Consider the following 23,760-nt stretch of genomic DNA (forward strand, 5'->3'; position numbering starts at 1 on the left):
GTATCCGCTCAAGTGTGCATTATCTATGGGCAAGATAGGGATTACGACGCGCTGGCGTGTCGGTCCACCGACAACCAGTCGTCGTACCGCTCGCCCGTCACGTCCTGCAGCAGCGCGATGTCGTCGGCGAACAGCGGCAGCAGCGCGGCTCGCTCGGCCGGAGTGGTGACGGGCCGGTTGCCCCGCTTGCGGTGCAGCAGCGTGAGCAACGGACCCCGGGCGGCGAGCCGCAACGGTACGGGGAAGCGATGCCCGAAAGTACCGCCCGCCCGCAAGAGACCGCGCAACACGCCGTTGACCGCATTGTCCTCGACCACGTGCCGGTTGACGTTCTGCTTGGGGATGTCCCGCAGCACACCGGTACGCACACCCAGGAAGTCGCACACCCGGTCGAGGGTGGCAGCCGGCGCGTCCTTGAGCTCGCGGTAGCGCAGGAGCAGCACCTGCTCCCGCGAGAAGACCTTGAAGAGGTGCTGCACCTGGCGCCCGTACAGGCCGAGGCTGACGTAGTGCCAGAAGTCCGCCCAGCCGGCTGCCTTGCGCTCCTCCTCGGCCCGGCAGGCGGTGAGGAAGTCCGCCTCGGGTTCCAGCCCCGCGTTCCACAGGTGCGTCCAGTTCGAGTGCGCCCGGTCGACCGGGTCGCGCAGGAGCAGGATCAGCCGTACGTCGGGCAGCAGCGCGTGAATGCGCAGGTGGGTGCTGTGGTCGTACAGGTAGAAGGGGGTGGCCTCCCCCTTGAGCGCACCCGTCGGCGCGGGGTCGAACAACGCCTCGTAGTCCGGGCGGCGCCAGACGTGCTCCTGGTAGGTCTGCACGTCGCCGGGGCCGCCCGCCGTCGGCGGCCGGCCGTCGGTGAGGAAGAACTTGGGCTCCTTGACGGTCGGCAGGAAGAGCCCGGGATGCCGGACCAGGGCCGCGTGCAGCGCGGTGGTCCCGGCCTTGGGCACGCCGGCGATCAGGAAGTCTGGGAGTGGCATGGGGGGTCCCTCCTCGTGCCAGGCACGGCGCCGTACGGGTACGGCAGCCGATCGATCTAAGAGTTAGCCTACAGAAGTAGTAGGCTTTGGGAAGCCGGTGTCCACCCTGCGAACGGCACTCTTACCCCCAGGCCCCGCCAAGCACACCGCGCGTTCGGGTGCAGCGGGGCGGAAGCGGGCACACGCCGGGGTTTCACCGCCGGGACATCAGGCCGCCGACCCGGGACCGACAGCGCCGGCCGGGGTTGAGCGACGCCCTTATGACGTCGCGTCCGGACCACCGGTTCAACAGACGACCTCGCTGATCTGGCGACCGGAAGATCGCGTGACGTCGCTCATGAGAAAGCCGCGGAAACGGCTGCGTCCGGAAGACGCGTGACGTCGCGCACCCCGGGGACTCCGTGGGAGCGGCTGCGCACGGGACGTCGCGGCCCGGCCGCCGACGCGACCGGCGACAACCCGCCGGGACGTCGCCCTGGGGACGCCGAGTTCGGGGGCCGCCTTCAGGGACGGCGGCGCCACCAGGTGCGACGGCGGTAGCGGGGGCAGATCTCGGGCCCGCACAGCGCGCATTCGGTTCCTCGCCGGTGGTGCTCGTGGGCCGCTCGCTCGTGGCCGCAGACACACAGCGCTGCCGTCGTCGTCACCGGATCACGCACCGTGCGGACGGCTTGCAGTGGCGGCCCACGGCCGGCGATCGGTCATGGTCACAGCGTAGGCATCGACCGCTTCGCGCGCCCGTGCCACGCCGATACAACCGACCTGCAACCGTCACCTCACGCAGCGTAATACTACGTAGAGTGAGGTGGATCACCCCCATAAATCCGACTTAGCAATTTTCTGTCCCGGCATACCGTTCTCGAATTCGAAATGGCGAAATGAGCGTTCGCCGCCTTTCTGCGGTCGCCCGTGCCCGCCTGTCCGTTACGCGCTGTGATTGGTGGGGCTTCAGGCTGATCTTGTTGCCCGTGTGAATACCCCCTGCTCATACGTCTGGTTAGGGTTCAACGTATGGAGATTGTCACCCTGGCCCTTCGGTTAGTTGACGCTACGTAGCGTGCCGCTAGATTTGTCGACAGAAGCGAGCGACTTGGGTTTCTGCCCCCGGAAACCTCCGATTCTGTCGCCTCTGCCGCCCCCGAAGGGATCCACATGCAGCACGCCACGCCTCCCGGAAACACGTTTGGTAACGGCCAGTCATCACCGACCGTAAGCGTCGTGATTCCGGCTCTCAACGAGGAGCGGAACCTGCCGCATGTCTTCGCCAAGCTTCCGGAGGGCATCGACGAGGTCATCGTGGTGGACGGCGGCTCCGTGGACCGCACCGTCGAGGTGGCGCGCGAGCTCCGCCCGGACGTCGTGATCGTGCAGCAGTCGCGCATCGGCAAGGGCAACGCGCTGGCCTGCGGCTTTGCGGCCTGCACCGGTGACATCATCGTGATGATCGACGCGGACGGTTCCACCGACCCGGCCGAGATCCCGCTCTTCGTGGCTCAGCTCGTCGCCGGGGCCGACTTCGTCAAGGGCTCGCGGTTCTCCAAGGGCGGACACAGCCACGACATCACCAAGCTGCGCAAGCTCGGCAACGACGGGCTCAACCTCGTCGTGAACGTGCTGTTCGGGACCAAGTTCACCGACCTCTGCTACGGCTACAACGCGTTCTGGCGCCGGGTCGTGCCGACGCTGGACCTGCCCGACACCGGGCTGCCGCGCCCGAACGACGGCTCGAAGCTGTGGGGCGACGGGTTCGAGATCGAGACGATGATCAACATCCGGGCCGCCGCCGACGGCATGAAGGTCGGCGAGGTCGGCAGCATCGAGCACGCCCGCATCCACGGCCAGAGCAACCTCAACACCTTCCGCGACGGCTTCCGGGTGCTGCGGACGATCTTCAGCGAGTACGGCCGGATGCGCCGCCTGCGCCGCAGCGGCGCCACCCGCGCCGGAGTGATCGTGCACCAGCACCCCACCGCCACGCCGTCGAACACCGCGCCGGCCCACGTGCTGAACAAGGTCGTCAACCGGCCGCCGGCCGCCGGCGTCCCCGCCGGGGAGCAGCGCCAGCACGTCGCTCACCTCAACCGCGGCCTGCGCCGTGACGAGGTCGGCACCCGGCGTACCGACGACATCAAGGCCCTGCAGGCCCGCGCCACCCGCGAGGACTGACGCCGCGCGCAGGTCCTCCCGCCTGCGCCCCCGCCCGTCGTCCCGCACCCCCACCTGCGCTCGAGGAGCACCCCCCCGTGGAACCCACCCCCCGCCCCGCCGTCAGCATCGTGATCCCGACCCACAGCGAGCAGCGCTGGGCGTCGCTCGTGCGCACCGTCGCGGCAGTCAAGTCCCAGCAGTACACGCCGGCCGAGATCGTGGTCGTCGTCGACCACAACTCCGCCCTGTACCGCCGGGCCCGCCGCGACCTCAGTGGCGTCACGGTGCTGGAGAACCTGTACAACCAGGGCGTCTCCGGCAACCGCAACACCGGCGCGTTCCACACCTCGACCTCGCTGATCGCGTTCGTGGACGACGACGTGATCATGGACACCGACTGGCTCGGGCACCTGATCGCCCCGTTCGCCGACCCCAAGGTGATCGGCGCGGGCGGCGGCATCGCCCCCGCCTGGGAGGGCGCCGAGCCGCGCTGGATGCCCGAGGAGTTCCTCTGGGCCGTCGGCGGCTCGTACGCGGGCCTGCCCACCAGCACCAGCCGGGTCCGCAACGTCTGGTCGGCCGGCATGGTCGTCCGCCGCGACGCGTTCCTGGCGGTCGGCGGCTTCCGGACCGGCTTCGGCAAGCTCGGCAGCCAGAACCGCCCCGAGGACACCGAGCTGTGCCTGCGGATGAGCGCCCTCGGCGGCGGCCACTGGATGTACGTCCCCGAGGCGATGATCCGCCACGAGGTGCCGGTCGAGCGGTCCACCTTCGGCTGGTTCGTCCGCCGGTGCTACGCCGAGGGCCGGGGCAAGGTTGCGATGGCCGGCCTGCTCGACGGATCGGAGAGCCTCGGGTCGGAGCGCGCGTACCTGCGCTCCCTGCCGAAGGCCGTGGTGCGCAACCTCGCCGCCGCAGGCCGGGGCCGGGGCCTGCACCACGCCCTCAAGGCGGGCGGCGTGCTCGCCGGTGTGGCCGCCGCCGGCTGGGGCGGCGTGGTGGAGACGGTGGCCGCGCGGCGCGCCGAGAGCCGGTTCGAGACCGTCGGGGCGACCCGATGACGGCCGGAGTGAACGGTACGGGCGTGAACGGCACGGTGTGGGAGCCGCCGCTGCGGGTCGACGAGCTGATCACCGCCCCCGCGTTCGAGGCCGGCGGCGACGTCCGCCCGGCCGTCGTGCTCGACGTCGACCTCGCGGAGCCGCTGCAGACGGTCGCCGCGGTCGGCCCCGACGGGCGGCGCGTCCGGCAGGCCTGGGTGCTGGTCCGGCTCTTCACCGAGCCGCTCGGCACCGTGCTGACCGACGTACCGGAGCAGGGCCTGACGCCGGACGGCCTGGCCGCCGCGATCGATGCGGAACTGGGCACGACGCTCGCGCCGCGCCTCGCCGAGCTGGGCCTGACCGGCCTGCCGGTCGACGGCATCACCCCCGCCGCGGAGCCCGCCTTCCTGGCCCGGCGGCGTGAGGTGCTCGCCGACGCCCCGCCGATCACCGTGGTGATCTGCACCCGGGAGCGGCCCGGAGCGCTCGCCCGCTGCCTGGACAGCCTGCTCACCCAGGCCTACCCGGACTTCCGCGTCCTGGTCGTCGACAACGCCCCGGTCACCGACGCGACCGCCGAGGTGGTCCGCTCGGCCGCCCGCCGCGGCCCGGTGACCTACCTGAAGGAGCCGAAGGCCGGGCTGTCGTTCGCCCGCAACGCCGCCGTCGCGGCCGCGCCCGGCGAGATCCTCGCCTGGATCGACGACGACGAGTACGCCGACCCGAACTGGCTCGCCGAGGTCGCCCGCGCCCTGGCCGACCACCCGGAGGCCGACGTGGTCTCGGGCGTGATCGTCCCGGCGGAGCTGGAGACGCAGGCGCAGCTGTGGTTCGAGCAGTTCGGCGGTCACAGCAAGGGCCGCGGCTTCACGCCGGACGTGTTCAGCCCCGCTACCGCGCACCGGCAGAGCCCGCTGTACCCGCTGCCGCCGTTCGGCACCGGCGCGAACATGACCTTCCGCCCCGGCGTGATCGAGCGCATCGGCGGCTGGGACACCGCGCTGGGCGCCGGCACGCCGGCCATGGGCTCGGAGGACACGCTCGCGTTCACCCAGGTGCTGGTCGGCGGCGGCACGATCGTCTACCAGCCGACCGCGGTCACGCACCACTACCACCGGCGTGACTTCGAGGGCCTGCAGAAGCAGATGGTCGGGTACGGCGCCGGGCTGACCGCCGCGTACACGAGCCTGCTGATGAAGCAGCCTGGGCTGCTGTGGCCGCTGCTCAAGCTCGTCCCGGGCGCGTTGCGCGACCTGACGAGCAAGGACAGCCTGCGCGTGTCCACCCTGCGCGAGGACTTCCCTCGGGAGCTGCTGACCGCCAACCGGCGCGGCATGCTGAGGGGTCCGCGGGCGTACCTGAAGGGCCGGCGGGCGGCACGGGCCAAGGCCCGGAGCGGCCGCTGATCGTGGTGACTCCGCCGTTCCCCGGACAGTCGCCCGACCACGCGGCATTCTCGGTACATATGTGGCAGTTGGTGAGGATCCGGCGCGCCGCCCGCTCGATGGGGGCGGCGACCGGATGCTGACCGTGCCCAGCCCCGAACCGGGCGAGCCGGCACTGCGCCCGGCCGCGCCGATGACCTCGATCCAGCACTTCGAGGCCCCGAGCGACGAGATCGCCGCACCCGGGGCCCCCGACCAGGCCGGGGAGGCCGAACCCATGCCCGACCAGCGCGCGGCGGAGCCGGCGCGGGCCTCGGACGACGACCGGAACCGCCCGGCCGCCCGAGGCTCGGCCCGGGTACGCCCGGCGGCGCCCGAGGGTGCGGAGCGACCGGCCCGGACGGACATCCAGACGACCTCGGGCGTGCCGAAGAAGCCGATTCCGGCCGCGCAGCCGGCCGAGGAGAGGCCGTCCGCAGAAGCGCCGGCCAAAGACCCGGCCGCCCCCGCAGAGCCGGCCGCCCCGAAGACGTCGGAAGCGGACGAACCGGCCGGCGAAAGGCCGACGTCATCGTCAGCAGCGGACAAATCGGCCGGTGAAAGGCAGACGTCCGCGGCCGGGGAACCGACCGTCGAGGTGGCGGCCACGGAGTCGGCAGACGCCGACGATGAGCCCACTGCCCTCCTCGAAACGGACACCAAGGGACAGGAAGACGCCGACCCTCAACCTCAGGTCGAGGGTGAGGGTGCCAAGCCTGAACCTCAGGTCGAGGGTGAGAACGACCCGGAGAAGACGGTCGTCATCAAGCTCCCGGACCACGACCCCGAGAAGACCGTCGTCCTGACGATGCCACCGTCGTCGGTCGACGACACGGTCGTGCTGCCGATCCCCGCCAAGCCGACCCCCGAGGCAACGCCGCGCCCCACTGAGCCGACCCCCACTAAGCCGACCCCCGCCCAGCCGATCCCCGCCAAGCCGCGCCCCGCCCAGCCGGGCCCTGCGGCCAAGCCACGCCCCGCCCAGCCGAACCCGGCCAAGCCGCGCCCGGCCCAGCCGAACCCGGCCAAGCCGCGCCCGGTCCAGCCGAACCCGGCCGGGGCGAGCCCGGCCAAGCCGCGCCCGGCCGAGGCGAAGCCCGCCCGGGACCCCGGCGACGACACGGTGGTGATCGTGCCGCCCGCCGCCGACGACACCATGGTGCTGCCCGTCGGGACCGTCGCCCCGCCGACCGAGGTCGTCACGGCGATCATCCCGGTCGTGCCCGGCCGGAAGGCGGGTGCGCCGGGGGCCAAGGAGTTCAAGCCCAGGCAGGCGACGTCCGCCGAGGCCGCCCCCGCCGACCCCGGCCGGGCGCCGAAGCCGGCCCGGCCCCGGCGGGAGCTGCTCGACCTGGGTCACGCGCCGGCCGTCCTGACGATCTCCGCGCTGGGCGTGCTCATGGTGGCGCTCGCGTACGCCGGCGGCCGGGTCAGCACCGGCAACGCGCCGTACGCCTACTGGTTGGGCCAGGTCGTGGTCTTCACCCCAGTGGTCGTGCGGCTGCTCAGCCGCCGGATGGCCGGCGCCGCCGAGTCGTTCCTGCTGGTCATGGGCCTGGCGCTGAACCAGTACCTGCTGAAGTGGATGTACAGCCCAGACCAGTTCCGCTTCCCCGACGAGCTGCAGCACTGGCTGGCGACGACGATCATCGTGGAGTCGGGGAAGCTGTTCCAGCCCAACCCGGCCCTGCCGCCCGCCGTGCACTTCCCCGGGCTGGCGGAGATGGGCGCGGCCGTGAGCTCGATGACCGGGCTGCCGGTGACCGCGGCCGGCGTCATCGTGGCCGGTGTCGCGCACCTCGTGTTCGTGTCCGTGCTCTTCGCGGCGGTGCTGCGCGCCAGCAACTCCCCCGCCGTCGCCGGGGTGTGCTGCGCGACGTACGCGACGGCTCTGCACTATCTGTTCTTCAACTCGATGTTCCTCTACCAGACCGCGGCGCTGCCCTTCTTCATGCTGACGATCTGGGCGACGCGGCGGTGGCGGGCCGAGGGCGGGTGGCCGTTCGTGACGCTGGCGGTCTGCGCCGCGGCGCTCACCACGGTCAGCCACCACGTCACCGCTTTCGCGCTGGTCATCACGCTGCTCCTGCTCGCCGTGGTGGAGCTGGCGGTGCAGCGGCCGCGCCAGTGGAAGGCCCTGGTGATGCCGGCGGTGGCCCTGGTCGTGGTCGCCGTGTGGATGCTCACCGTGGCACGCGACGTGCTCGGCTACCTGGAGGCGCCGGTCGAGCAGGTGGGGCAGACCATCTCGAACCTCATCAACGGCCGGTCCGAGGCGTCGTCGACCACGGCGGCGGTGAGCGTGGGGCAGCTCGTGGTGCAGGGCTCCGGCCTGCTGGGGCTGTTCGTCCTCTACGCCGCCCTGGTGCGCGACATGATCCACCGCCGCGATCGGGACTCCTGGCGGTGGGCGGCGGTCATCGGCGGGGCCGTCTTCTTCGCCGGCAACGGCGTGCGGTTCCTCGGGCAGAACGGCCCGGAGATCGCCGGGCGGCTCTCCACGTTCACGTACGTGCCGATCTCGATCCTGGCGGCGATCGCGCTGGTCCGGGGCGTGCAGATCATCCCTGCCAAGGACGCCGAGGGGCGCCGGTGGCGGTGGCGGGCCGCCGCGCCGGCGATCGACGTCGTCGTCCCCGGCGGCTGGAACCTGTACAGCCGGGTCGCCGCCGGCTCCGCGATGATCACCCTGCTGATGATCGGCGCCCGGGCCGGCGGCTGGCCGCCGCTGGGCTCCATCCTGCCGGGCCCGTACCTGGCCGGTGGTTTCGAGCGGTCGGTCGACGTGTACGGGGTGGACACGGCGGAGTGGGAGCGGCGGACGCTGGGCCACGGCAACCGGATCGGCGGTGACGTGACGTCGGTGTCGCTGGCGTCCACGTACGGCCGGCAGGACCCGGTCCGCGAGGTGGGTCCGCTGTACTACGCCGACGACTGGGGCCTGGACGAGGAGCAGTTCGTCTCCGACCTCGCCATCCAGTACCTGGTGGTCGACAAGCGCCTGTCGGAGCAGCTGCCCGAGGGTGAGGCGTACTTCGAGAACGACCCGAACGCGGGCTCCATCACCCGGCCGCTGACCACGACGCAGATCGCCAAGTTCGACTCGCTGACCGACGTCGACCGGCTCTACGACAACGGCACGGTCCGCGTCTACCGCCTGGGGGCCCAGTGAACGCGCTGCTCACCCGGATCGTCGCCGGGCTCACCCTGGCGGCGGGCGTGGCCGTGCTGGCCGGCCCGAAGCCGCTCGCCGTCGCCGGCGGCCTGCTGCTGGCGTTCGTGCTGCCCGGCATGGCGGTCACCGGGGCGCTGTTCCGCCGCCGTACGCTCACCGCCATCGAACGGGTCCTGCTCGCCCCGGCGCTGAGCATGGCGGTGCTGATCGTCGCCGGCCTGGCGATCCACCTGTGCCGCCTTCCCCTGGACCGGGTGTCCTGGGCCGTCGCCACGGGCGGCCTGACCCTCCTGGCGCTCGGCGTACCGCTGGTGCTGTCGAAGGGCGTGGCGGCCGCCCCGACCGCCGAGGAAGAGGAGTCGCGGCCGGTCGGCGAGCGGCGGGCCCGTATCGACCTGACGCCGCGTGACGCGGTGGTGATGGCCGAGGCCCGGACGATCGTCATGTCGGTGGTGCCCCCGGAGGACGAGCAGCAGGCGGCCGTCGACGAGAAGGCGCAGCGCAGCCGGCTGGTACGGCAGCTGCTGCCGCTGGTGCTGGTCCTGGCGGTGCTCGGCGGTGCCAGCTGGCTGTCGTTCGGCACCTCGCGGGCGACGTACGAGACCACGGTGACCGCACTGTCCGCCGCGCCCTCGGGGCCGGTGGACGCGCTGGGCAACCGGGTGGTGGCGGTGTCCGCGTCCGGCCTGGTGGCCGCCGACGGCCCGTACCGGCTGACGGTGAGCGGGGCGGGCGGCACGACGCCGACCCGCAGGGTGATCGCGCCGTCCGGTGACGGGACCTGGAGTGAGAACCTGACGCTGCCGGGCGACCAGCGGCTGACCGTGAGCCTGTACCGGTTCGGCGACACGGGCGCGTTCCGGACGCTGTACATCAGCGCGGTGGAATGACCGGGTGACACCGCTTCGGCGCGCGCCGGGCGGCACGGCATACTGGTCCGCGACACGCGACTGGCGGCATCGAGGATGGACCACCATCGGGGAGCACGTCGTGGGCGCCGTCCGCCTGGGTGCCCACGCTCTGGGAGACGCGCATGTCCGAAAGCCCTGAGGCGCCGGCTCACGAGGCCCGGCTCCTGCCCGGCAAGCCCGTCGCGGACGCGGTCCTGGCCGACGTCGCGCAGCGGGTGGCGAAGCTGCGGGAGGGCGGCGTCCAGCCCTCGCTGGCCACGATCCTGGTCGGCGACGACGACGCCAGCGCCGGATACATCCGGATCAAGCAGCGCCAGGCGGGAGAGCTGGGCTTCGTGTCCCCGCACGAGCACCTGCCGGCCACCGCCACCCAGGACGACCTGCACCGGGTGATCGACCGGCTCAACGCCGACCCCGCCGTGCACGCCCTGCTGATCCAGTACCCGCCGCCCGCGCACATCGACTACGACGCGGCCCTCATGACCGTCGACCCGGACAAGGACGTCGACGGCATGCACCCGCTCAACCTGGGCCGGCTCTCCGTCGGCCTGCCGGGGCCCCGCCCCTGCACCCCGGCCGGCATCGAGGCGCTGCTCGCGCACCACGACGTCCCGGTGGCGGGGCGTGAGGTGGTCATCCTGGGCCGGGGCGCCACCATCGGCCGGCCGCTGGCCATGCTGCTCTCGCAGAAGCGGCCGACGGCGAACGCCGCCGTTACCGTCGTCCACACCGGGGTGCCGGACTGGCAGCGGTACACCCGGCGGGCCGAGATCCTCATCGCGGCGGCGGGCGTCCCCGGCATCATCCAGCCGGAGCACGTGCGTCCCGGGGCCACGGTGATCGGCGCCGGCGTGCGCTACGAGGGCCGCCGCCTGCTGCCGGACGTCGCCGAGGAGGTCGCCACGGTCGCCGGCGCGATCACCCCGCGGGTCGGCGGCGTCGGCCCGACGACCGTCGCCATGCTGTTCCGCAACGCGATCGAGGCCGCGGAGAAGGCCGCGGGCGTCAGCCGCTGAAGCGGGCGCTCTTCGCCATCGCCACGTACGCCGCGAGCGACTGCGGGTCGGTGTCGATGCGCCACTTCTCCGTGTACCCGGGGTGGGTGTCGGTGTCGAACCACGCCACGCCGCCCACCGCCGGGTGCGCCTCGACCCACTGGGCGAACAGCGTGATCCAGTCCGCCTTGGTCCGGCCGCCGCGGTCCACGGCGCCGACCTCGGAGATCAGGATGGGCTTGCGGGCGGCGTACGAGCGGTAGATCGGCCCGAACAGCGTCTCGGGCTTCTCGTGGTGCAGGTTGTAGCCCGAGACGCCCACCCAGTCGACGTACTTGTCGCCGGGGTAGAGGGCCGCGTGGGTGTTCCAGTCGGCGACCGGCGCGGAGTTCCAGTTGGGGCTCCAGACCCACGCGACGTTGTCCGCGCCCTCCTCACCGAAGATCCGGTGCAGCCGCCGCCACGACTCGACGAAGCCTCCGGCGTCCTTGTCGTTGCGGGCCGCGCCCCAGGGGTACCAGTCGCCGTTCATCTCCCAGGCCCAGCGCAGCAGCAGGGGCCGGCCGACCTTCTTGAGCCGGCGGGCGGCCCGGGCGATGAGGTCGTCGGCGGCACCGGAGGTGATGTCGGCGTACCGGGTGCCACGCCAGGACACCATGGGGAACGCGTGGTCCGGCAGGCCCTCGACGGTGCGGGGCAGCAGGTCGTCCCAGTCGTAGAAGACGTGCAGGATCCGCTCGTCGCGGCCGGTCTGCTGCCGGCGCAGCTGCTGTGCCTGCGTGCGGGTCCGGGCGGACAGGTCGAGGTACGCGCCGAGCATGACCTTGCCCGGCCGGAACGGCACCGGGCCGCCACCCTTGGTGACCACCGGTGGCGGGGTGGGGGCCGACGCGCGGGGCGTCTGCGAGGCCGACCGGCCGGGTGAGCTCGTCGCCTCCGCGGGACCGTCGTCCGGGCGGATCTTCAGTGCGGCCACGGCCGCGGCGGGGACGGCGGCGAGCGCGGCGACGCCCAGCACCTGGCGGCGGCTCAGGCTGCGGCGCGGGGCGCGGTGGGTAGGGCTCATGTCAGGTTCCGGCCGGCGGCACGGGCCAGCCGGCGGACGACCCGCCAGCCCGGCTGGGCCAGCTGCTTGAGCCGCGGCACCAGCGGCGAACCCCCGCCGCTCACCAGGTTCACCAGTTCGGCGCCGGTCATGTCCGGGGTCGGCTGGAACCGGGGTACGGCGAAGCGCCGCTCCCCCGGCGTGTGCAGCCGCCGGCCGACCTCGGTGGCGTTGTCGTGCCCGGCGGTGAGCACGGCGGCACGGACCTTGGCGCCGTTGTAGCCGTGCGGGTACGCGAAGCTGCGCACCCGCCGGCCGAGGCGCTGCTCGAGCTCGTCCTTGCTGCGGGCGATCTCCTCGCGCAGCTGGGCCGCGGGCAGGACGTCGAGCGGGTGGTGGACGAGGCTGTGGTTGCCGATCTCGATGCCCGCGTCGGCGACCTCGGCCAGCTCGTCCCAGGTGAGCAGCTTGCCGAAGTCCGGGGACCAGCGGCCCAGCCAGTCGGCGTACTCGCCGAGGTGGCCGACGGAGGCGTACAGGGTGGCGCCGGCGCCGGCCTCGGCCAGGACGGGGACGGCCTGGGTGAGGAAGTCGCGGTAGCCGTCGTCGAAGGTGACGGCGAGCAGCTTGTCGGTGCAGCCGTGCTCGAGCAGGTCGAGCGCCTCGGTGAGCCCCACGAGCCGGTAGCCGGCGGCGGTGAGCGCGGTCAGCTGCTCGGCGAGCCGCACCGGCGGCACCGCCAGGTCGCGCATCGGACCGGCGACCGCGGACACGGAGTGGTACATCAACGCCGGCATGGTCTCCCACGCCGGCGGCGCCGTGACGGTCACCGCATCCCTCCCACGCGCTCCCGGATATGACCATTATCGGTCGTGGACCCGGCAAGCTTCGTGGTTCGCGCACTGTTGTCGCAGGGACCGGCGGCGCCATGTCTGCGCCGCTCAGGCCACGCTACGGGGCAGTTTCCGCAGTGTCCAGCACGACTGCGGCGACCACGGCCGACATATCGGCGACGGTCATTCGGACAACCCCGCCCCGGGTCGCCAGACCCCGGTCCGCCTCGTACGCCACGACGCCCGCGTGCTCCAGCTCGTCGGCCAGCAGGGCCAGCCGCCGTTCGATGCGGGCGGCGAGGTGTTCTGCGAGGTCGTCCTGGCGGGCGGCGGGGATCTGCACGGTCATGGGGTCAGCCTTCAGTCCTTTAGTGGGCGGCGGCGGGGTGGTTGGATGGGCACCTTTCGCCGTTGGCGGGGCGTCGCCGCCCGAACGCGGCCACATGTCCCACGCTAGGCGCCGCGCGTACCTGTTGTGGGCTTTCAGGGTTTTTGCCCCGGACCGTGGACGATCCGGCCTCTGCCGAAAGTCATAGGCGCCGATCCGGCTGCGGAGGGAAGCGCGCGCACCCTCGGTGACGGCAAGGTGATGACCATGACCTCAGACCGTGCGCGCCGCCTCGCCGAGGCCGCCTGTGAGGCCGGGCTGGTGCTCGGGCTCACGGCGCTGCCGACCGCCTGGCGCGCCCTCGACGGCGAGCTGATCGTGATACTCGCCGGCATGCTCGCCGTGCTCACCGCCGCGACGTACGCGCTACACGCAGTCACGTTCGACTGCTTCCGCCTGACGGCTCAGCGCCGGAAGGGCAGTTTTTCTTATACCCAGCGTAAGGAATGAACCGTCGGACGTCCTGGCGCGTACCCCGGGTTGCACGCTCTCACGACACCCGGGGGTGACCAGGATGTTCCGCCTCATCCAGCTCCACGCGCAGCACGGCGTCCCGCGCATCGGCGTGGATCCCGACGGTTACGGCAGCGAACGGGCCGCCCTCGCCCGCTACCGGGAGACACCGGCCGAGTTCTTCGGCGTGGGCCGCTTCGACGAGTCGGGGCGGCTGGCGGAGATCATCATGGACACGGTGTGCGGACCCGCCGCGAGCTGCCCGAGGCAGGCGGTGGTGGTGCACGCGGAGACGTTCCAGCGGCTGTGTGACACCTGCTCGTTCGGCCTCGAGGTGCTCACCCTGCCGGAGCTGGCGCTGCGGCTCGGGGTCGCGGTACGCCTGGCGCCCGTCCTGGCCCCGTCCGGCCGGCACGCCGCGCCGGAGGAGAGCTGCTCGATCGGCAACCGGATCGCCCGCGAATTCGCCTCGCACATCGACGACCCGGTCTGGCGGATGGAGCTGTGCGCGGAGCTGGCCCGTACGCCCAGCGCCGTGAACGGCCTGTTGATCGGCGTCGGGGCGCTCAGCCACCGCGACGTGCTGGACCATTACCCCGCCCTGTGCGCGCTCGGCACCCAGCTGCCCGTCACCATCCACGCCGATCTGCTGCGGGCCACCTCTCGGCCACTGTCCCCGGCCGGAGTCGCCGCGCTGCGGCTCGGCCTGTAGGAACCGAACCCTGATCAGCCGCGGCTGATCAGGGTTCCCACCCGCTGCGGGGCGAAGATGTCGTCGGCCAGCAGCAGCGCGAGGCCGACCAGTCCCGAGCGGGTGTCGAGCTTGGTGGCGACGATCTCGAGGTTACGCGTCGCGAGCGGCAGGGACCGCCGGTAGACCATCTCCCGGATGCCGGCGAAGAGCTGCTCCTCGATGCGCGCCAGCTGGCCGCCGATGACGATCACGCGCGGGTTGAAGAGGCTGACCGAGTCGGCGATCGCGTGGCCGACGATGCGCCCGGCGCGCCGGGCCAGCCGTACGGCGGTGACGTCGCCGGTGCGGATCAGCGTGACCGCGTCGTCCACCGAGGTGACGTCCTTGCCGGCCGCCCGGAGGTCGCGTACCAGGGCCCACCCGCCCGCGTACGCCTCGACGCAGCCCGTGTTGCCGCACCGGCACAGCGGCTCGTCGTCCGTGTCGGCGACGGCGAGCTGGATGTGCCCGATGTCGCCGGCCGCCCCGTCGGCCCCGCGGTAGACCTCTCCGCCGATGATCATGCCCGCCCCCACGCCGGTGCCGACCTTGAGCATCAGCAGCTGCCGGACCTCCGGGTGGATGCTGCGGTGCTCGCCGAACGCCATGGCGTTGACGTCCTTGTCGACCAGGACCGGGCAGTCGTAGCGGCCGGCGAACCAGCCGGGGATGTCGAACCGGTCCCAGCCGCTCATGATCGGCGGGCTGACCACCTGACCGCTGTCGAAGTCGACCGGGCCCGGCACGTCGATGCCGATGCCGTGCACGTCGGCGGCCACACGCCCGGCCTGGGCCAGCAGCTCGGTGAACATCTCGTGCGCGGCGCTGAGCACGACCTGCGGGCCGGAGGCGACGTCCATGGCCCGTTCCCGCTCGGCACTCACCTCACCGCACAGGTTGCACAGCGCGGTGCGCATGCCGGTGGCACCGATGTCGGCGACGAGCAGGACGCCCCGGTCCCGGTGGAACGTGAACCGGCTCGCCGGGCGGCCGCCGGTCGACGAGCCCTCGCCGCCCGGGACGACCAGCCGGGCCCCCAGCAGGGCGTCGAGCCGCTGGTTGACCGTGGACCGGGACAGGCCCGTCTGCTGCATGACGTCGGCCCGGGTGAGGCTGGGCTGCGTACGGAAAAGGGCCAGGACCTCGCCGAGGCCCGCGCCGGAGACCCCGGTGGCCGGGGGGCTGATGCTCACGCCGCGATCCTATTACGTCTAGTCACTACGCGAAAGTCTTCACACTTTTGCTTGACAGTCGTCATAAGTCGAGCATCTAATCAAGCGAAACCTCCCCCCTCGGAAGGAACCCCCATGCCACGCATCGCCGCGGCGTCCACCACCGCACTCCTTCTCCTGCTCGCCGCCTGCTCCTCCGGCTCGGACTCGGCGGCGGGCGACGGTGGGACCGCCAAGGTCGCCGCCGTCATCAAGGGCCTGGACAACCCGTTCTTCCAGTCCATGGAGCAGGGCATCAAGGACCAGGGCACGGCCGCCGGGATCACCCCCACCGTGCAGGCCGCCAACTCCATCACCGACACCACCGGCCAGGCCGACCGCCTCACCGCGCTCGCCGGGCAGGACTTCTCCTGCTACATCGTCAACCCGATCTCCGGCACCAACCTGGTGCAGGGCATGGCCCAGATCGCGGCGCAGAAGGACACGATCGTCAACATCGACAGCCCGGTCGACGCCGCCGCCGCGAAGGCCGCGAACGCCACGCCGGCCACCTACGTCGGCACCAACAACGAGTCGGCGGGAGAGAAGGCCGGCGCGCACATGATCACCCTGGTGCCGGCGAACGCGAAGGTCGCCGCCATCGGCGGGATCGCCGGCGACGTCACCAGCGGCGCCCGGGTCGACGGGTTCACCAAGGCGACCACCGGCAAGCTCCAGCTCGTCCAGACCGTCGCGGCGAACTGGGAGCGCCAGGAGGCGCTCACCCAGACCACCAACATCATGCAGGCCCACCCGGACCTGGCCGGTTTCTTCGTCGCCAACGACGACATGGGGCTCGGCGCCGCCCAGGCGGTCGCCAACGCCGGGAAGACCGGGAAGGTCCACATCATCAGCGTGGACGGCAACAAGGACGCGCTCACCGCGGTCAAGAACGGCGGGCTCGACGCGACCGTCGCGCAGTACCCGTACGCGATCGGCCTGATGGGCATGGAGGCCTGCCAGGCGGCCGCGGCCGGCAAGACCCTGCCGGCCAACGTCGAGGCGCCGGTCGAGCTGGTCACCAAGGAGAACGCCGACAAGGCGCTCGCCAGCACGCCGAAGCCATTCGGCACCTACGACGACCCCTTCAAAGCCCTGATCGGCGGATGAGCATGACGACCGCAGCCGTCGCCGCGCGCGACACCGAGCCCTGGGCCCACCGCCTCAAGGACATCGGCTTCTGGGCCGAGTGGGCCGCCCTCGTGGGCCTCGTCGCCCTCGTGATCATCTTCCAGATCCTCAACCCGACGTTCCTCAGCAGCGGCAACGTCCGCTCCATGCTGATCGCCTCCGCCATCCTGGTGGTCCTCGCGGTCGGGCAGACCTTCGTGGTCGCCACCGGGGGCATCGACCTGTCGGTTGCGTCGATCATGACGCTGGCCGCCGTGGTCTTCGGCGCCACCTATGCGAGCTGGGGCGTCGCCGGCGCCATGCTCGCCGCCCTCGTCACCGGGGTCGTCGCCGGCCTCGTCAACGGCGTCCTCATCGCCCGGGGCAAGATCACCGACTTCATCGTCACGCTCGGCATGCTCTCCGCCGCCTCCGGCACCGCCCTGGTGCTCTCCGACGGCAAGCCGGTCACCGTCATCAACACCTTCCTGCTCCGGCTCTCTACAGGCGGCATCGGGATCTTCGGCTGGTTCGTCGTCATCGCCGCCGTGGTCGCGGTGATCGCCCACATCCTGCTCTTCCACACCCGGTTCGGCACGCACGTGCTCGCCACCGGCGGCTCCGCCGAGGCGGCCACCGCGACCGGCATCAGCACCGCTCGTATCAAGATCGCCGTGTACGCCGTCTCCGGGGTGCTCGCCGGGCTGGCCGCGATCCTGCTGGTCGCCCGCGTCGGCGCGGCCGAGCCCGCCTCCAACACCTCGTTCCTGCTCAACTCCGTGGCCGCGGTGGTCCTCGGCGGCGTCAGCCTGCTCGGCGGCCGCGGCACGATCACCGGCCCGGTCATCGGCGCCCTGCTGCTGACGGCCCTCACCAACGGGCTGACCCTGCTCGGCGTCTCGCAGTTCTACCAGCCGCTCGCCGTCGGCATCGTCGTGGTGCTCGCCGCCCTGCTCACGAGGTTCCAGAAATGACCGACCTGCTCACCGTCGACGGTGTGTCGCTGTCCTTCGGCAGCGTGCGCGCCCTGGTCGACGTCTCCCTGACCCTGCAGCCCGGCGAGATCACCGCCCTGGTCGGCGACAACGGCGCCGGCAAGTCCACCCTGGTCCGCTGCATCTCCGGCATCCACCGGCCGGACGCGGGCACCATCTCCCTCGACGGCGAGCCGCTGCACTTCAAGTCCCCCGAGGACGCCCGCGAGGCCGGCATCGAGACGGTGCACCAGAACCTGGCCCTGGTCGAGGACCTGACCGTATGGCAGAACCTCTTCCTCAACCGCGAGATGGTGCACCGGGCCGGCCCGCTGGCCGTGCTCGACCGCCGCGGCATGCAGCGCGAGGCGCAGCGGATGGTCTCCACCCTCGCGGTCAACGTGCCCGCCGTCCGCAGCCGGGTCCGCCGCCTCTCCGGCGGGCAGCGCCAGGCCGTGGCCATCTGCCGGGCGGCCGGCTTCGAGTCCCGGCTGGTCATCATGGACGAGCCCACCGCCGCGCTCGGCGTCCAGGAGACCGCCCGGGTCGAGGACCTGATCCGCAAGCTGCGCGACGACGGCCACGCCGTCCTGCTCATCAGCCACAACTTCGCCCAGGTCATGGCGCTCAGCGACCAGGTGTGGGTGATGCGCGCCGGCCGCTGCGTCGGCGGGCGCCGCACCGCGCAGACCACCGGCGAGGAGATCGTCGCCCTGATCACCGGCGCCAAGAGCGCCTGACCCCAAGGACACCCCTCATGGAACTGCGCAACCCCCTCGGCGTCCACGCTCTGGTCTGGGCGGGCGACACGTCACCCGCCTCCGTCGCGTACGCGGTCAGCCAGACCGCGAAGACCGGCTTCGACCTGCTCGAGTTCTCCCTGCACGACTCCCTCAACCTCGACGTCGCCGCCACCCGCGCCCTCCTCAAGGAGCACGGTCTGCAGGTCGCCTGCTCCCGCGGGCTGGCCTTCGACGCCGACGTCTCCAGCGCCGACCCGGCGGTGGTGGAACGCGGAGCGCGACTGCTGCACGACTCCCTGGCCATCACCCACGACCTGGGCGGCACCCACTTCACCGGCGCCCTCTACAGCGCGCTCGGCAAGTACGGCGCCCCGCTCACCGAGGCGGGCCGGGCGAACGTCGTCCGGGTGCTGCGCGACCTGGCCGAGGAGGCCCGTACCCGGGGCATGACGCTGGGCCTGGAGGTCTGCAACCGCTACGAGACCAACGTCGTCAACACCGCCCGCGACGCGCTGCGGCTCGCCGACGACATCGGAGCGGACAACGTGCTCGTACACCTGGACACTTACCACATGAACATCGAAGAGGACGACCTCGTGCGGCCCGTACGGGAGGTCGGCGACCGGCTGGGCTACGTGCACATCGGCGAGAACCACCGCGGCTACCTCGGCTCCGGCCACCTCGACTTCACGTCGTTCTTCCACGCCCTCGCCGACATCGGCTACACCGGCCCGATCACCTTCGAGTCGTTCTCGTCCGCGGTCGTCGCCCGCGGCCTCTCCAACGACCTGGCGATCTGGCGCAACCTGTGGTCCGACGGCGAGGACCTGGCCCGGCACGCCCGCGCCTTCATGGCCGACCAGCTGACGGCCCGCCCCTCATGACCGCGGCGGCCCGGGTCCTCACCTTCGACGCCCTGGTGCAGCGCGCCCGCGGCCTGGTGCGCGACGGGCGCCGCGCGATCCTCGGGATCGCCGGCGCCCCCGCCGCGGGCAAGACCACGCTGGCCGAGGAGCTCGTCGCGGCGATCGCGGCGCAGGGCCCGCCCGGCTGGGTCGCCCACGTGCCGATGGACGGCTTCCATCTGGGCGATGTGGAGTTGGAACGGCTCGGCAACCGCGACCGCAAGGGCGCACCGGACACCTTCGACGCCCTCGGCTACGCCGCCCTGCTGCGTCGGCTGCACGAGGACACCGACGACATCGTGTACGCGCCCGGCTTCGAGCGCGTCATCGAGCAGCCGATCGCCGGCGCCATCCCGGTGCCCCGCGCGGCCCGCCTCATCGTCACCGAGGGCAACTACCTGCTGGTCGACGACGAGCGGTGGCGCACCGTACGCCCGCTGCTCGCCGAGGTCTGGTACACCGACCTGGACCGCGAGTCCCGCCTCGACCGCCTGATCGCCCGGCACATCCGCTTCGGCAAGGAGGAGAAGGCGGCGGTCGCGTGGGCCACCGGCACGGACGAGCGCAACGCGGCCGTCATCGAGGCGACCAGGGACCGGGCGGACCTGCTCGTGCCGGCGGCGCTGATCCGCGCCCTCGGCACGCCGCCGTCGTGATCCCGCGCGTGGCAGACTTCACCCGTGTCTGTCGGTGAGTCCGTCGAGACCGAGCCGCGGCGGCGGCCCGGCCGGGCCGTACGCTTCGGCCTGATCGTCACCGCCGTCCTCCTGCTGCTGTTCGGCGTGCCCTGGTGGACGCTGGTCTGGGCCGGCAACCGCTGGCCCGGCACGGTTTTCGCCGCCGGCACGATCGTCTTCGCCGCGCTCGCCGCGGCCTTCCCGGCGCTGATGTTCTCCGGGCACGGCCGGCATCACCGCGACGGCGCCGCCCGCACGGCCGACACCCTGCTCGGCGTCGTCTGGGTGCTGTTCGTGTGGTCCATCCTCGGCAACGTGCTGCGCGCGGTCCTGGCCGTCGCGGGCGTCGCCGACCCGGCCCGGTCCCGGATCGTCACGGCGACGGTCGCGCTCATCGCGCTGGTCCTGCTCCTCTGGGGGTACGCCGAAGCGATGCGCGTCTCGCGTGTCCGCCGCGTCGACGTGACGATCCCGCGCCTCGGTCCCGGGCTGGACGGGCTGCGGGTCGTCCTGCTGACCGACACTCACTACGGCCCGATCGACCGCGCGCGCTGGTCGCGGGGCGTCGTGGAGGTCGTGAACTCGCTGGATGCCGACATCGTCGCGCACACCGGAGACATCGCCGACGGCGAAGTGGCGCAGCGCCGCGAGCAGGCGGCCCCGCTCGGCGACGTCCGCGCGAGGTTCGCCCGCGTCTACGTCACCGGCAACCACGAGTACTTCAGCGGCGCCCAACGCTGGGTCGAGCACATGGCGTCGCTGGGCTGGGAGGCCCTGCACAACCGGCACGTCGTGGTCACCCGCGACGGCAGCAGCCTGGTCGTCGCCGGCGTGGACGACCGTACGGCGGCGGGCTCGGGCGTACCCGGGCACCACATGGACCACGAGGCGGCGCTGCGCGGCGCCGACCCGTCCCTGCCCGTGCTGCTGCTGGCTCATCAGCCGCAGCAGATCACCGGCGCGGTCGCGCACGGGGTGGACCTGCAGCTCTCCGGGCACACCCACGGCGGCCAGATCTGGCCGTTCCACTACCTCGTCCGCCTCGACCAGCCCGTCCTGCAGGGGCTGAGCCGGCACGGCGAGCGCACCCAGCTCTACACCTCGCGGGGCACCGGCTTCTGGGGGCCGCCGTTCCGCGTGTTCGCGCCGAGCGAGATCACGTTGCTGACCCTGAGGCGGGGGTAGTCACTTCCAGGTGAGGTCGACCGTGTCGACCTCGGTCAGCATGGCCGCCACGTAGTGGCACTTCCCGGCCGGGCACTGCGGCGACGGCCAGGTGACCGCGACGACGACGCGGTACATGGGAACCGCATCGGACGGAGGACTGTCCGGAGCGTCGCAAAGACCGCCGTTCTTCTTCTGCCAGCACCTGCCCACGTAGTACGACCGCTCGTACGGAGTGGCGATGCTGCTCACGAGAACGGTTTCCCCTTTCGTGGACAGAGGCTTCAGGTCCGAGCTCGTGGCGTCGGCCGGGTTCTCATAGGCCAGCTTGGTGATGTGCTGGTCCTTGTCGAAGTAGACCTCGACGCCCGGGACCATGTCCTTCACCTGTTCGTCCACCAGGCTCTTGGTCCGGCCCAGCAGCACGTTCTTCCCGGTCAGCTGGCTCACGTAGTCCATGCTTCCGGCCGCGATCTGGACCGCGGCCTGCAGGTCCGCCTGGCGGCGCAGGCTCACCTGGGAGCCGACGAAGAAGACGATGGCACTCGCCATGACGATGCCGACGAGGCCGATCGCCACGACGGTCTCCAGCAGCGAGAAGCCCTCGTCGGACGGCGGGCGCGATGACCGGCTCACTGTTCCGTCACACTCATCAGGCCCATACCCTTGACATCCGGCACGGCGTTCCACTTCTGCAGGTCGTGACCGCCGCACGAGACGAGGCCGATGTAGTCGGCCTGCACCGCATTACCCGCCACGCCGGCCAGCGGCGCAAGACAGCGGTCGCGCCACGCTCCGGTGCCTTCCAGGCGGTAGCGTTCGTTCCATGTGGCGGCGTGCGGTCCCCGGACCCGCCAGATCAATTCCGGGTAGAGGGTGGGCTTGGCAGCGACGTTCGCCGCGTTGCAGTTCTCCGCGGTGACCACATCCTTGCGGACGGCGTGCGCGCCGGGCACCCGCAGGCAGAGCGTCACGCCCTTCGGGTCCGTCGTGTAGATCGGCCCCTCGCCCTCCTCCGGCAGGTCCCACAGCTGGTTCCACACCGAGCTCATGATGAGCTTGTCCGGGTCGGGCGACTGCTTACAGGGGAAGGCCCAGACCAGGTATCCGGAGGAGGACCCGTTGTTCTTGTAGCCGGTGTAGTCGAAGCACTTGCCGAACTGGAAGTAGTTCACCAGCTGCCGGGACGTCCTCGACTTGGACTTCTTCCCGGCCGCCCCGGAGCCCGCGGTCGTGGTGACGTTCCACGACTGGTAGTCGGTGAGGGTCTGCCCGCACTTCTTCGACGAGCCGCTCAGGGACCCGCTCATGTCGTTGAGCTGGATGTAGTAGCCCGGCATCGTGACGTTCCAGCAGTAACCGTTGAGAGTCTGCCCGTCATCGGTGCCCCGGAAGTTGCTGTTCTCGTCGAAGCTCCACTGCTGCCGCGCCGTCCGGCTGCTGACGCAGGGCTTCAGGGTGACGTACTGTCCGAACGCCTGCGGCGAGCCCGCCTCCGCGCACAGGGCGGCGGCATCCGGCGAGTTGACCTGCCGGATGGTCAGCAGCTCCGTGTACGCCCACAGCTGGTCGGCCCGGATGGAGCCGTCGGCGGCCAGCGCGCAGGCCTCCAGGTGCAGCTTCGTGTTCACGACGGGAGCGGCCGTGAGGCACCAGTCCTGCGTCGCCGACGACGTCCGGTAGATCCGGATCTGGCCGCCCGGGGTGTAACCCTTCTCCCGCAGGACGAACTCGTAGGTGCCGCTCAGCGTCCGGGAATGTCCCCCGGCGGAGGAGCCCTTCGCGAGCACGTAGGCGAACTTCGCGCTGGTGGGGAGGTCGGTGGCGCACGGCACCCCGCCGTGCGCAATGACCCAGGACTCGTCGTGCGAGGCCGGGTTCGTCGTCAGGTACCAGATCTTGACCTTGTACGTGCCGCCGGTGGTGCCCACGGTCCCTTCGACTAAGCCGCAGGGCAGCTTGGACGGGTCCCCGTACTCGTCGGTGCTCGACTTGGCGGCGCGCAGGCTCGCCAGCGCGCTGTTCAGCCCGGTCCGCGCGGCGAGCAGGGCCGTCGCACGGCTGGACGATGTGCGGGAGCTGACGGTCTCCCGCATGACCGTGGCCATCAGGAGCACGCTGAGGCCCACCGCGACCACCAGCACCAGCATGGCCAGCGGCATCGAGCCGTCGTCGTCGCGTCGCCGCAGTCTCATGACCGGACCATCCCCGAGCAGACGCCCGCGCTGGACGTCGTCAGCGACGTGTTGAGGGCGGTGAACGTGAAGACCGACCGGCGGCCGGTGTGGCCGTCCTGCCCCGGAGCACGCGCCTCGAGGTTGACGGTCAGGCGCTGGTGCGGATACGTACTCGCGCTGGCCGGCTCCAGGACGAACGGCTGGGTGCCGGCGAGGGACGACGCCATGGTCGTCCAGCCGCTGGGGGTGGCGGCGGTGGACGGCAGCTCGCGACGCTGCAGGCGCCCCGACGGATCGAGGCGCATCTGGGTGCAGAGCTCGCCGTTGGTCCCGCTCGCCCACTCGACGTACCAGCTGCCGCCGGCCGTCGCGATCGTGTTCGGCTGGCTGATCCCGGTCGCATACCGGACGGACTTGTCGAGGAGCTGGAAGGCGGTCTGCAGCTGGCCGATCTCGATCGACATGCTCTCGCCCCGGTTGCTGGTGCGGTACATCTGGACCAGCGCCCCGGTGGCGACCGCCATCACCAGCGACATGATGCCCAGGTTGACCAGGAGCTCCATCAGCGTCGCGCCGTCGTCGGAGCGCACGCCGCGACCGGCCCGGGCCCGCGGGGCCCACCGGTGGCAGTCGTGCTTCGTCATCAGGCACTGCTCCTCGTCAACGGCGGGATC

Annotated in this window: 22 protein-coding genes and 1 riboswitch; of the genes, 14 read left to right on the plus strand and 8 right to left on the minus strand. The window is 71.8% G+C overall.

The window, feature by feature from the left end; translation table 11 throughout:
• Window positions 1–41 precede the first annotated feature (41 nt).
• On the minus strand, window positions 42–977 hold the full coding sequence (locus tag AB0J80_RS26590; protein WP_364709954.1) for a sulfotransferase domain-containing protein: 936 nt from the start codon (window positions 975–977) through the stop codon (window positions 42–44).
• Window positions 978–2,195: 1,218 nt separating this feature from the next.
• On the opposite strand from AB0J80_RS26590, the gene AB0J80_RS26595 reads away from it, so the two are divergent.
• The 6 genes from AB0J80_RS26595 (at window position 2,196) to AB0J80_RS26620 (ending at window position 10,694) form a co-directional block, all read left to right on the plus strand.
• Window positions 2,196–3,143, plus strand: a complete 948-nt coding sequence (locus AB0J80_RS26595; RefSeq protein ID WP_364709957.1) for a glycosyltransferase family 2 protein — start codon at window positions 2,196–2,198, stop codon at window positions 3,141–3,143.
• Window positions 3,144–3,220: 77 nt separating this feature from the next.
• A complete protein-coding gene (locus AB0J80_RS26600; RefSeq protein ID WP_364709959.1) occupies window positions 3,221–4,186 on the plus strand; it encodes a glycosyltransferase in 966 nt (321 codons plus the stop codon).
• On the plus strand, window positions 4,183–5,574 hold the full coding sequence (locus AB0J80_RS26605; RefSeq protein ID WP_364709961.1) for a glycosyltransferase family 2 protein: 1,392 nt from the start codon (window positions 4,183–4,185) through the stop codon (window positions 5,572–5,574). The genes AB0J80_RS26600 and AB0J80_RS26605 overlap by 4 nt, the downstream gene beginning before the upstream one ends.
• Before the next feature lie 61 nt (window positions 5,575–5,635).
• Window positions 5,636–8,764, plus strand: coding sequence for a hypothetical protein (locus AB0J80_RS26610; RefSeq protein ID WP_364709964.1), 3,129 nt, complete (start codon window positions 5,636–5,638; stop codon window positions 8,762–8,764).
• Complete coding sequence (locus AB0J80_RS26615) at window positions 8,761–9,657, plus strand: hypothetical protein (RefSeq protein WP_364709966.1); 897 nt, start codon at window positions 8,761–8,763, stop codon at window positions 9,655–9,657. The genes AB0J80_RS26610 and AB0J80_RS26615 overlap by 4 nt, the downstream gene beginning before the upstream one ends.
• A gap of 46 nt (window positions 9,658–9,703) precedes the next feature.
• Window positions 9,704–9,785, plus strand: a riboswitch (ZMP/ZTP riboswitch).
• A 15-nt stretch (window positions 9,786–9,800) separates the two neighbouring features.
• Window positions 9,801–10,694, plus strand: a complete 894-nt coding sequence (locus AB0J80_RS26620; protein WP_364709969.1) for a tetrahydrofolate dehydrogenase/cyclohydrolase catalytic domain-containing protein — start codon at window positions 9,801–9,803, stop codon at window positions 10,692–10,694.
• Here the strand turns inward: AB0J80_RS26620 and AB0J80_RS26625 are convergent.
• From AB0J80_RS26625 to AB0J80_RS26635, 3 genes are all read right to left on the minus strand, one after another.
• On the minus strand, window positions 10,684–11,739 hold the full coding sequence (locus tag AB0J80_RS26625) for a glycosyl hydrolase (RefSeq protein WP_364709970.1): 1,056 nt from the start codon (window positions 11,737–11,739) through the stop codon (window positions 10,684–10,686). The two genes, AB0J80_RS26620 and AB0J80_RS26625, sit on opposite strands and share 11 nt — an antisense overlap.
• Window positions 11,736–12,548, minus strand: coding sequence for a polysaccharide deacetylase family protein (locus AB0J80_RS26630; RefSeq protein ID WP_364709972.1), 813 nt, complete (start codon window positions 12,546–12,548; stop codon window positions 11,736–11,738). The genes AB0J80_RS26625 and AB0J80_RS26630 overlap by 4 nt, the downstream gene beginning before the upstream one ends.
• A gap of 121 nt (window positions 12,549–12,669) precedes the next feature.
• Window positions 12,670–12,900, minus strand: coding sequence for a hypothetical protein (locus tag AB0J80_RS26635; protein WP_364709975.1), 231 nt, complete (start codon window positions 12,898–12,900; stop codon window positions 12,670–12,672).
• 246 nt (window positions 12,901–13,146) lie between these two features.
• On the opposite strand from AB0J80_RS26635, the gene AB0J80_RS26640 reads away from it, so the two are divergent.
• Window positions 13,147–13,389 carry a hypothetical protein gene (locus tag AB0J80_RS26640; protein WP_364709976.1) on the plus strand — a complete coding sequence of 81 codons (243 nt, stop codon included), beginning with the start codon at window positions 13,147–13,149 and terminating at the stop codon, window positions 13,387–13,389.
• Window positions 13,390–13,453: 64 nt separating this feature from the next.
• Window positions 13,454–14,104 carry a hypothetical protein gene (locus AB0J80_RS26645; protein WP_364709979.1) on the plus strand — a complete coding sequence of 217 codons (651 nt, stop codon included), beginning with the start codon at window positions 13,454–13,456 and terminating at the stop codon, window positions 14,102–14,104.
• Window positions 14,105–14,118: 14 nt separating this feature from the next.
• Here the strand turns inward: AB0J80_RS26645 and AB0J80_RS26650 are convergent, their stop codons facing one another.
• Complete coding sequence (locus AB0J80_RS26650) at window positions 14,119–15,318, minus strand: ROK family transcriptional regulator (RefSeq protein WP_364709981.1); 1,200 nt, start codon at window positions 15,316–15,318, stop codon at window positions 14,119–14,121.
• 114 nt (window positions 15,319–15,432) lie between these two features.
• Between AB0J80_RS26650 and AB0J80_RS26655 the strand changes: the two genes are divergently transcribed.
• Genes AB0J80_RS26655 through AB0J80_RS26680 form a run of 6 tightly spaced genes read left to right on the plus strand, consistent with a single transcriptional unit; the run spans window position 15,433 to window position 20,930 of the window.
• On the plus strand, window positions 15,433–16,446 hold the full coding sequence (locus AB0J80_RS26655) for a substrate-binding domain-containing protein (RefSeq protein ID WP_364709983.1): 1,014 nt from the start codon (window positions 15,433–15,435) through the stop codon (window positions 16,444–16,446).
• Between the two features lie 2 nt (window positions 16,447–16,448).
• The gene (locus tag AB0J80_RS26660; protein WP_364709984.1) at window positions 16,449–17,420 is read left to right on the plus strand and encodes an ABC transporter permease; all 972 of its coding nucleotides are present in this window, start codon (window positions 16,449–16,451) and stop codon (window positions 17,418–17,420) included.
• The gene (locus tag AB0J80_RS26665) at window positions 17,417–18,160 is read left to right on the plus strand and encodes an ATP-binding cassette domain-containing protein (protein WP_364709987.1); all 744 of its coding nucleotides are present in this window, start codon (window positions 17,417–17,419) and stop codon (window positions 18,158–18,160) included. The genes AB0J80_RS26660 and AB0J80_RS26665 overlap by 4 nt, the downstream gene beginning before the upstream one ends.
• Before the next feature lie 17 nt (window positions 18,161–18,177).
• Complete coding sequence (locus AB0J80_RS26670) at window positions 18,178–19,047, plus strand: sugar phosphate isomerase/epimerase family protein (RefSeq protein ID WP_364709990.1); 870 nt, start codon at window positions 18,178–18,180, stop codon at window positions 19,045–19,047.
• Window positions 19,044–19,724, plus strand: a complete 681-nt coding sequence (locus AB0J80_RS26675; protein WP_364709992.1) for a nucleoside/nucleotide kinase family protein — start codon at window positions 19,044–19,046, stop codon at window positions 19,722–19,724. Before AB0J80_RS26670 ends, AB0J80_RS26675 begins: the two co-directional genes overlap by 4 nt.
• Window positions 19,725–19,748: 24 nt before the next feature.
• Window positions 19,749–20,930, plus strand: a complete 1,182-nt coding sequence (locus AB0J80_RS26680) for a metallophosphoesterase (protein WP_364709994.1) — start codon at window positions 19,749–19,751, stop codon at window positions 20,928–20,930.
• Here the strand turns inward: AB0J80_RS26680 and AB0J80_RS26685 are convergent, their stop codons facing one another.
• From AB0J80_RS26685 to AB0J80_RS26695, 3 genes are read right to left on the minus strand one after another with little or no spacing between them, the layout of a single operon-like run.
• Window positions 20,931–21,545, minus strand: a complete 615-nt coding sequence (locus AB0J80_RS26685; protein ID WP_364709996.1) for a type II secretion system protein — start codon at window positions 21,543–21,545, stop codon at window positions 20,931–20,933.
• Window positions 21,542–23,104 (minus strand): hypothetical protein, encoded by a 1,563-nt coding sequence (locus tag AB0J80_RS26690; protein ID WP_364709998.1) that lies wholly within the window; start codon window positions 23,102–23,104, stop codon window positions 21,542–21,544. The genes AB0J80_RS26685 and AB0J80_RS26690 overlap by 4 nt, the downstream gene beginning before the upstream one ends.
• The gene (locus tag AB0J80_RS26695; RefSeq protein WP_364710000.1) at window positions 23,101–23,730 is read right to left on the minus strand and encodes a hypothetical protein; all 630 of its coding nucleotides are present in this window, start codon (window positions 23,728–23,730) and stop codon (window positions 23,101–23,103) included. Before AB0J80_RS26695 ends, AB0J80_RS26690 begins: the two co-directional genes overlap by 4 nt.
• Window positions 23,731–23,760: the final 30 nt, after the last annotated feature.

Source organism: Actinoplanes sp. NPDC049548 (assembly GCF_040676695.1).
Classification (GTDB): domain Bacteria; phylum Actinomycetota; class Actinomycetes; order Mycobacteriales; family Micromonosporaceae; genus Actinoplanes.

Bases quoted from the DNA above. Each gene is read 5' to 3' on its own strand.
- AB0J80_RS26690 (WP_364709998.1), bottom strand. From the start codon at position 23,104: ATGAGACTGCGGCGACGCGACGACGACGGCTCGATGCCGCTGGCCATG.
- AB0J80_RS26645 (WP_364709979.1), top strand. From the start codon at position 13,454: ATGTTCCGCCTCATCCAGCTCCACGCGCAGCACGGCGTCCCGCGCATC.
- AB0J80_RS26625 (WP_364709970.1), bottom strand. From the start codon at position 11,739: ATGAGCCCTACCCACCGCGCCCCGCGCCGCAGCCTGAGCCGCCGCCAG.
- AB0J80_RS26695 (WP_364710000.1), bottom strand. From the start codon at position 23,730: ATGACGAAGCACGACTGCCACCGGTGGGCCCCGCGGGCCCGGGCCGGT.
- AB0J80_RS26605 (WP_364709961.1), top strand. From the start codon at position 4,183: ATGACGGCCGGAGTGAACGGTACGGGCGTGAACGGCACGGTGTGGGAG.
- AB0J80_RS26665 (WP_364709987.1), top strand. From the start codon at position 17,417: ATGACCGACCTGCTCACCGTCGACGGTGTGTCGCTGTCCTTCGGCAGC.
- AB0J80_RS26635 (WP_364709975.1), bottom strand. From the start codon at position 12,900: ATGACCGTGCAGATCCCCGCCGCCCGCCAGGACGACCTCGCAGAACAC.
- AB0J80_RS26660 (WP_364709984.1), top strand. From the start codon at position 16,449: ATGACGACCGCAGCCGTCGCCGCGCGCGACACCGAGCCCTGGGCCCAC.
- AB0J80_RS26675 (WP_364709992.1), top strand. From the start codon at position 19,044: ATGACCGCGGCGGCCCGGGTCCTCACCTTCGACGCCCTGGTGCAGCGC.
- AB0J80_RS26670 (WP_364709990.1), top strand. From the start codon at position 18,178: ATGGAACTGCGCAACCCCCTCGGCGTCCACGCTCTGGTCTGGGCGGGC.
- AB0J80_RS26655 (WP_364709983.1), top strand. From the start codon at position 15,433: ATGCCACGCATCGCCGCGGCGTCCACCACCGCACTCCTTCTCCTGCTC.
- AB0J80_RS26640 (WP_364709976.1), top strand. From the start codon at position 13,147: ATGACCTCAGACCGTGCGCGCCGCCTCGCCGAGGCCGCCTGTGAGGCC.
- AB0J80_RS26590 (WP_364709954.1), bottom strand. From the start codon at position 977: ATGCCACTCCCAGACTTCCTGATCGCCGGCGTGCCCAAGGCCGGGACC.
- AB0J80_RS26620 (WP_364709969.1), top strand. From the start codon at position 9,801: ATGTCCGAAAGCCCTGAGGCGCCGGCTCACGAGGCCCGGCTCCTGCCC.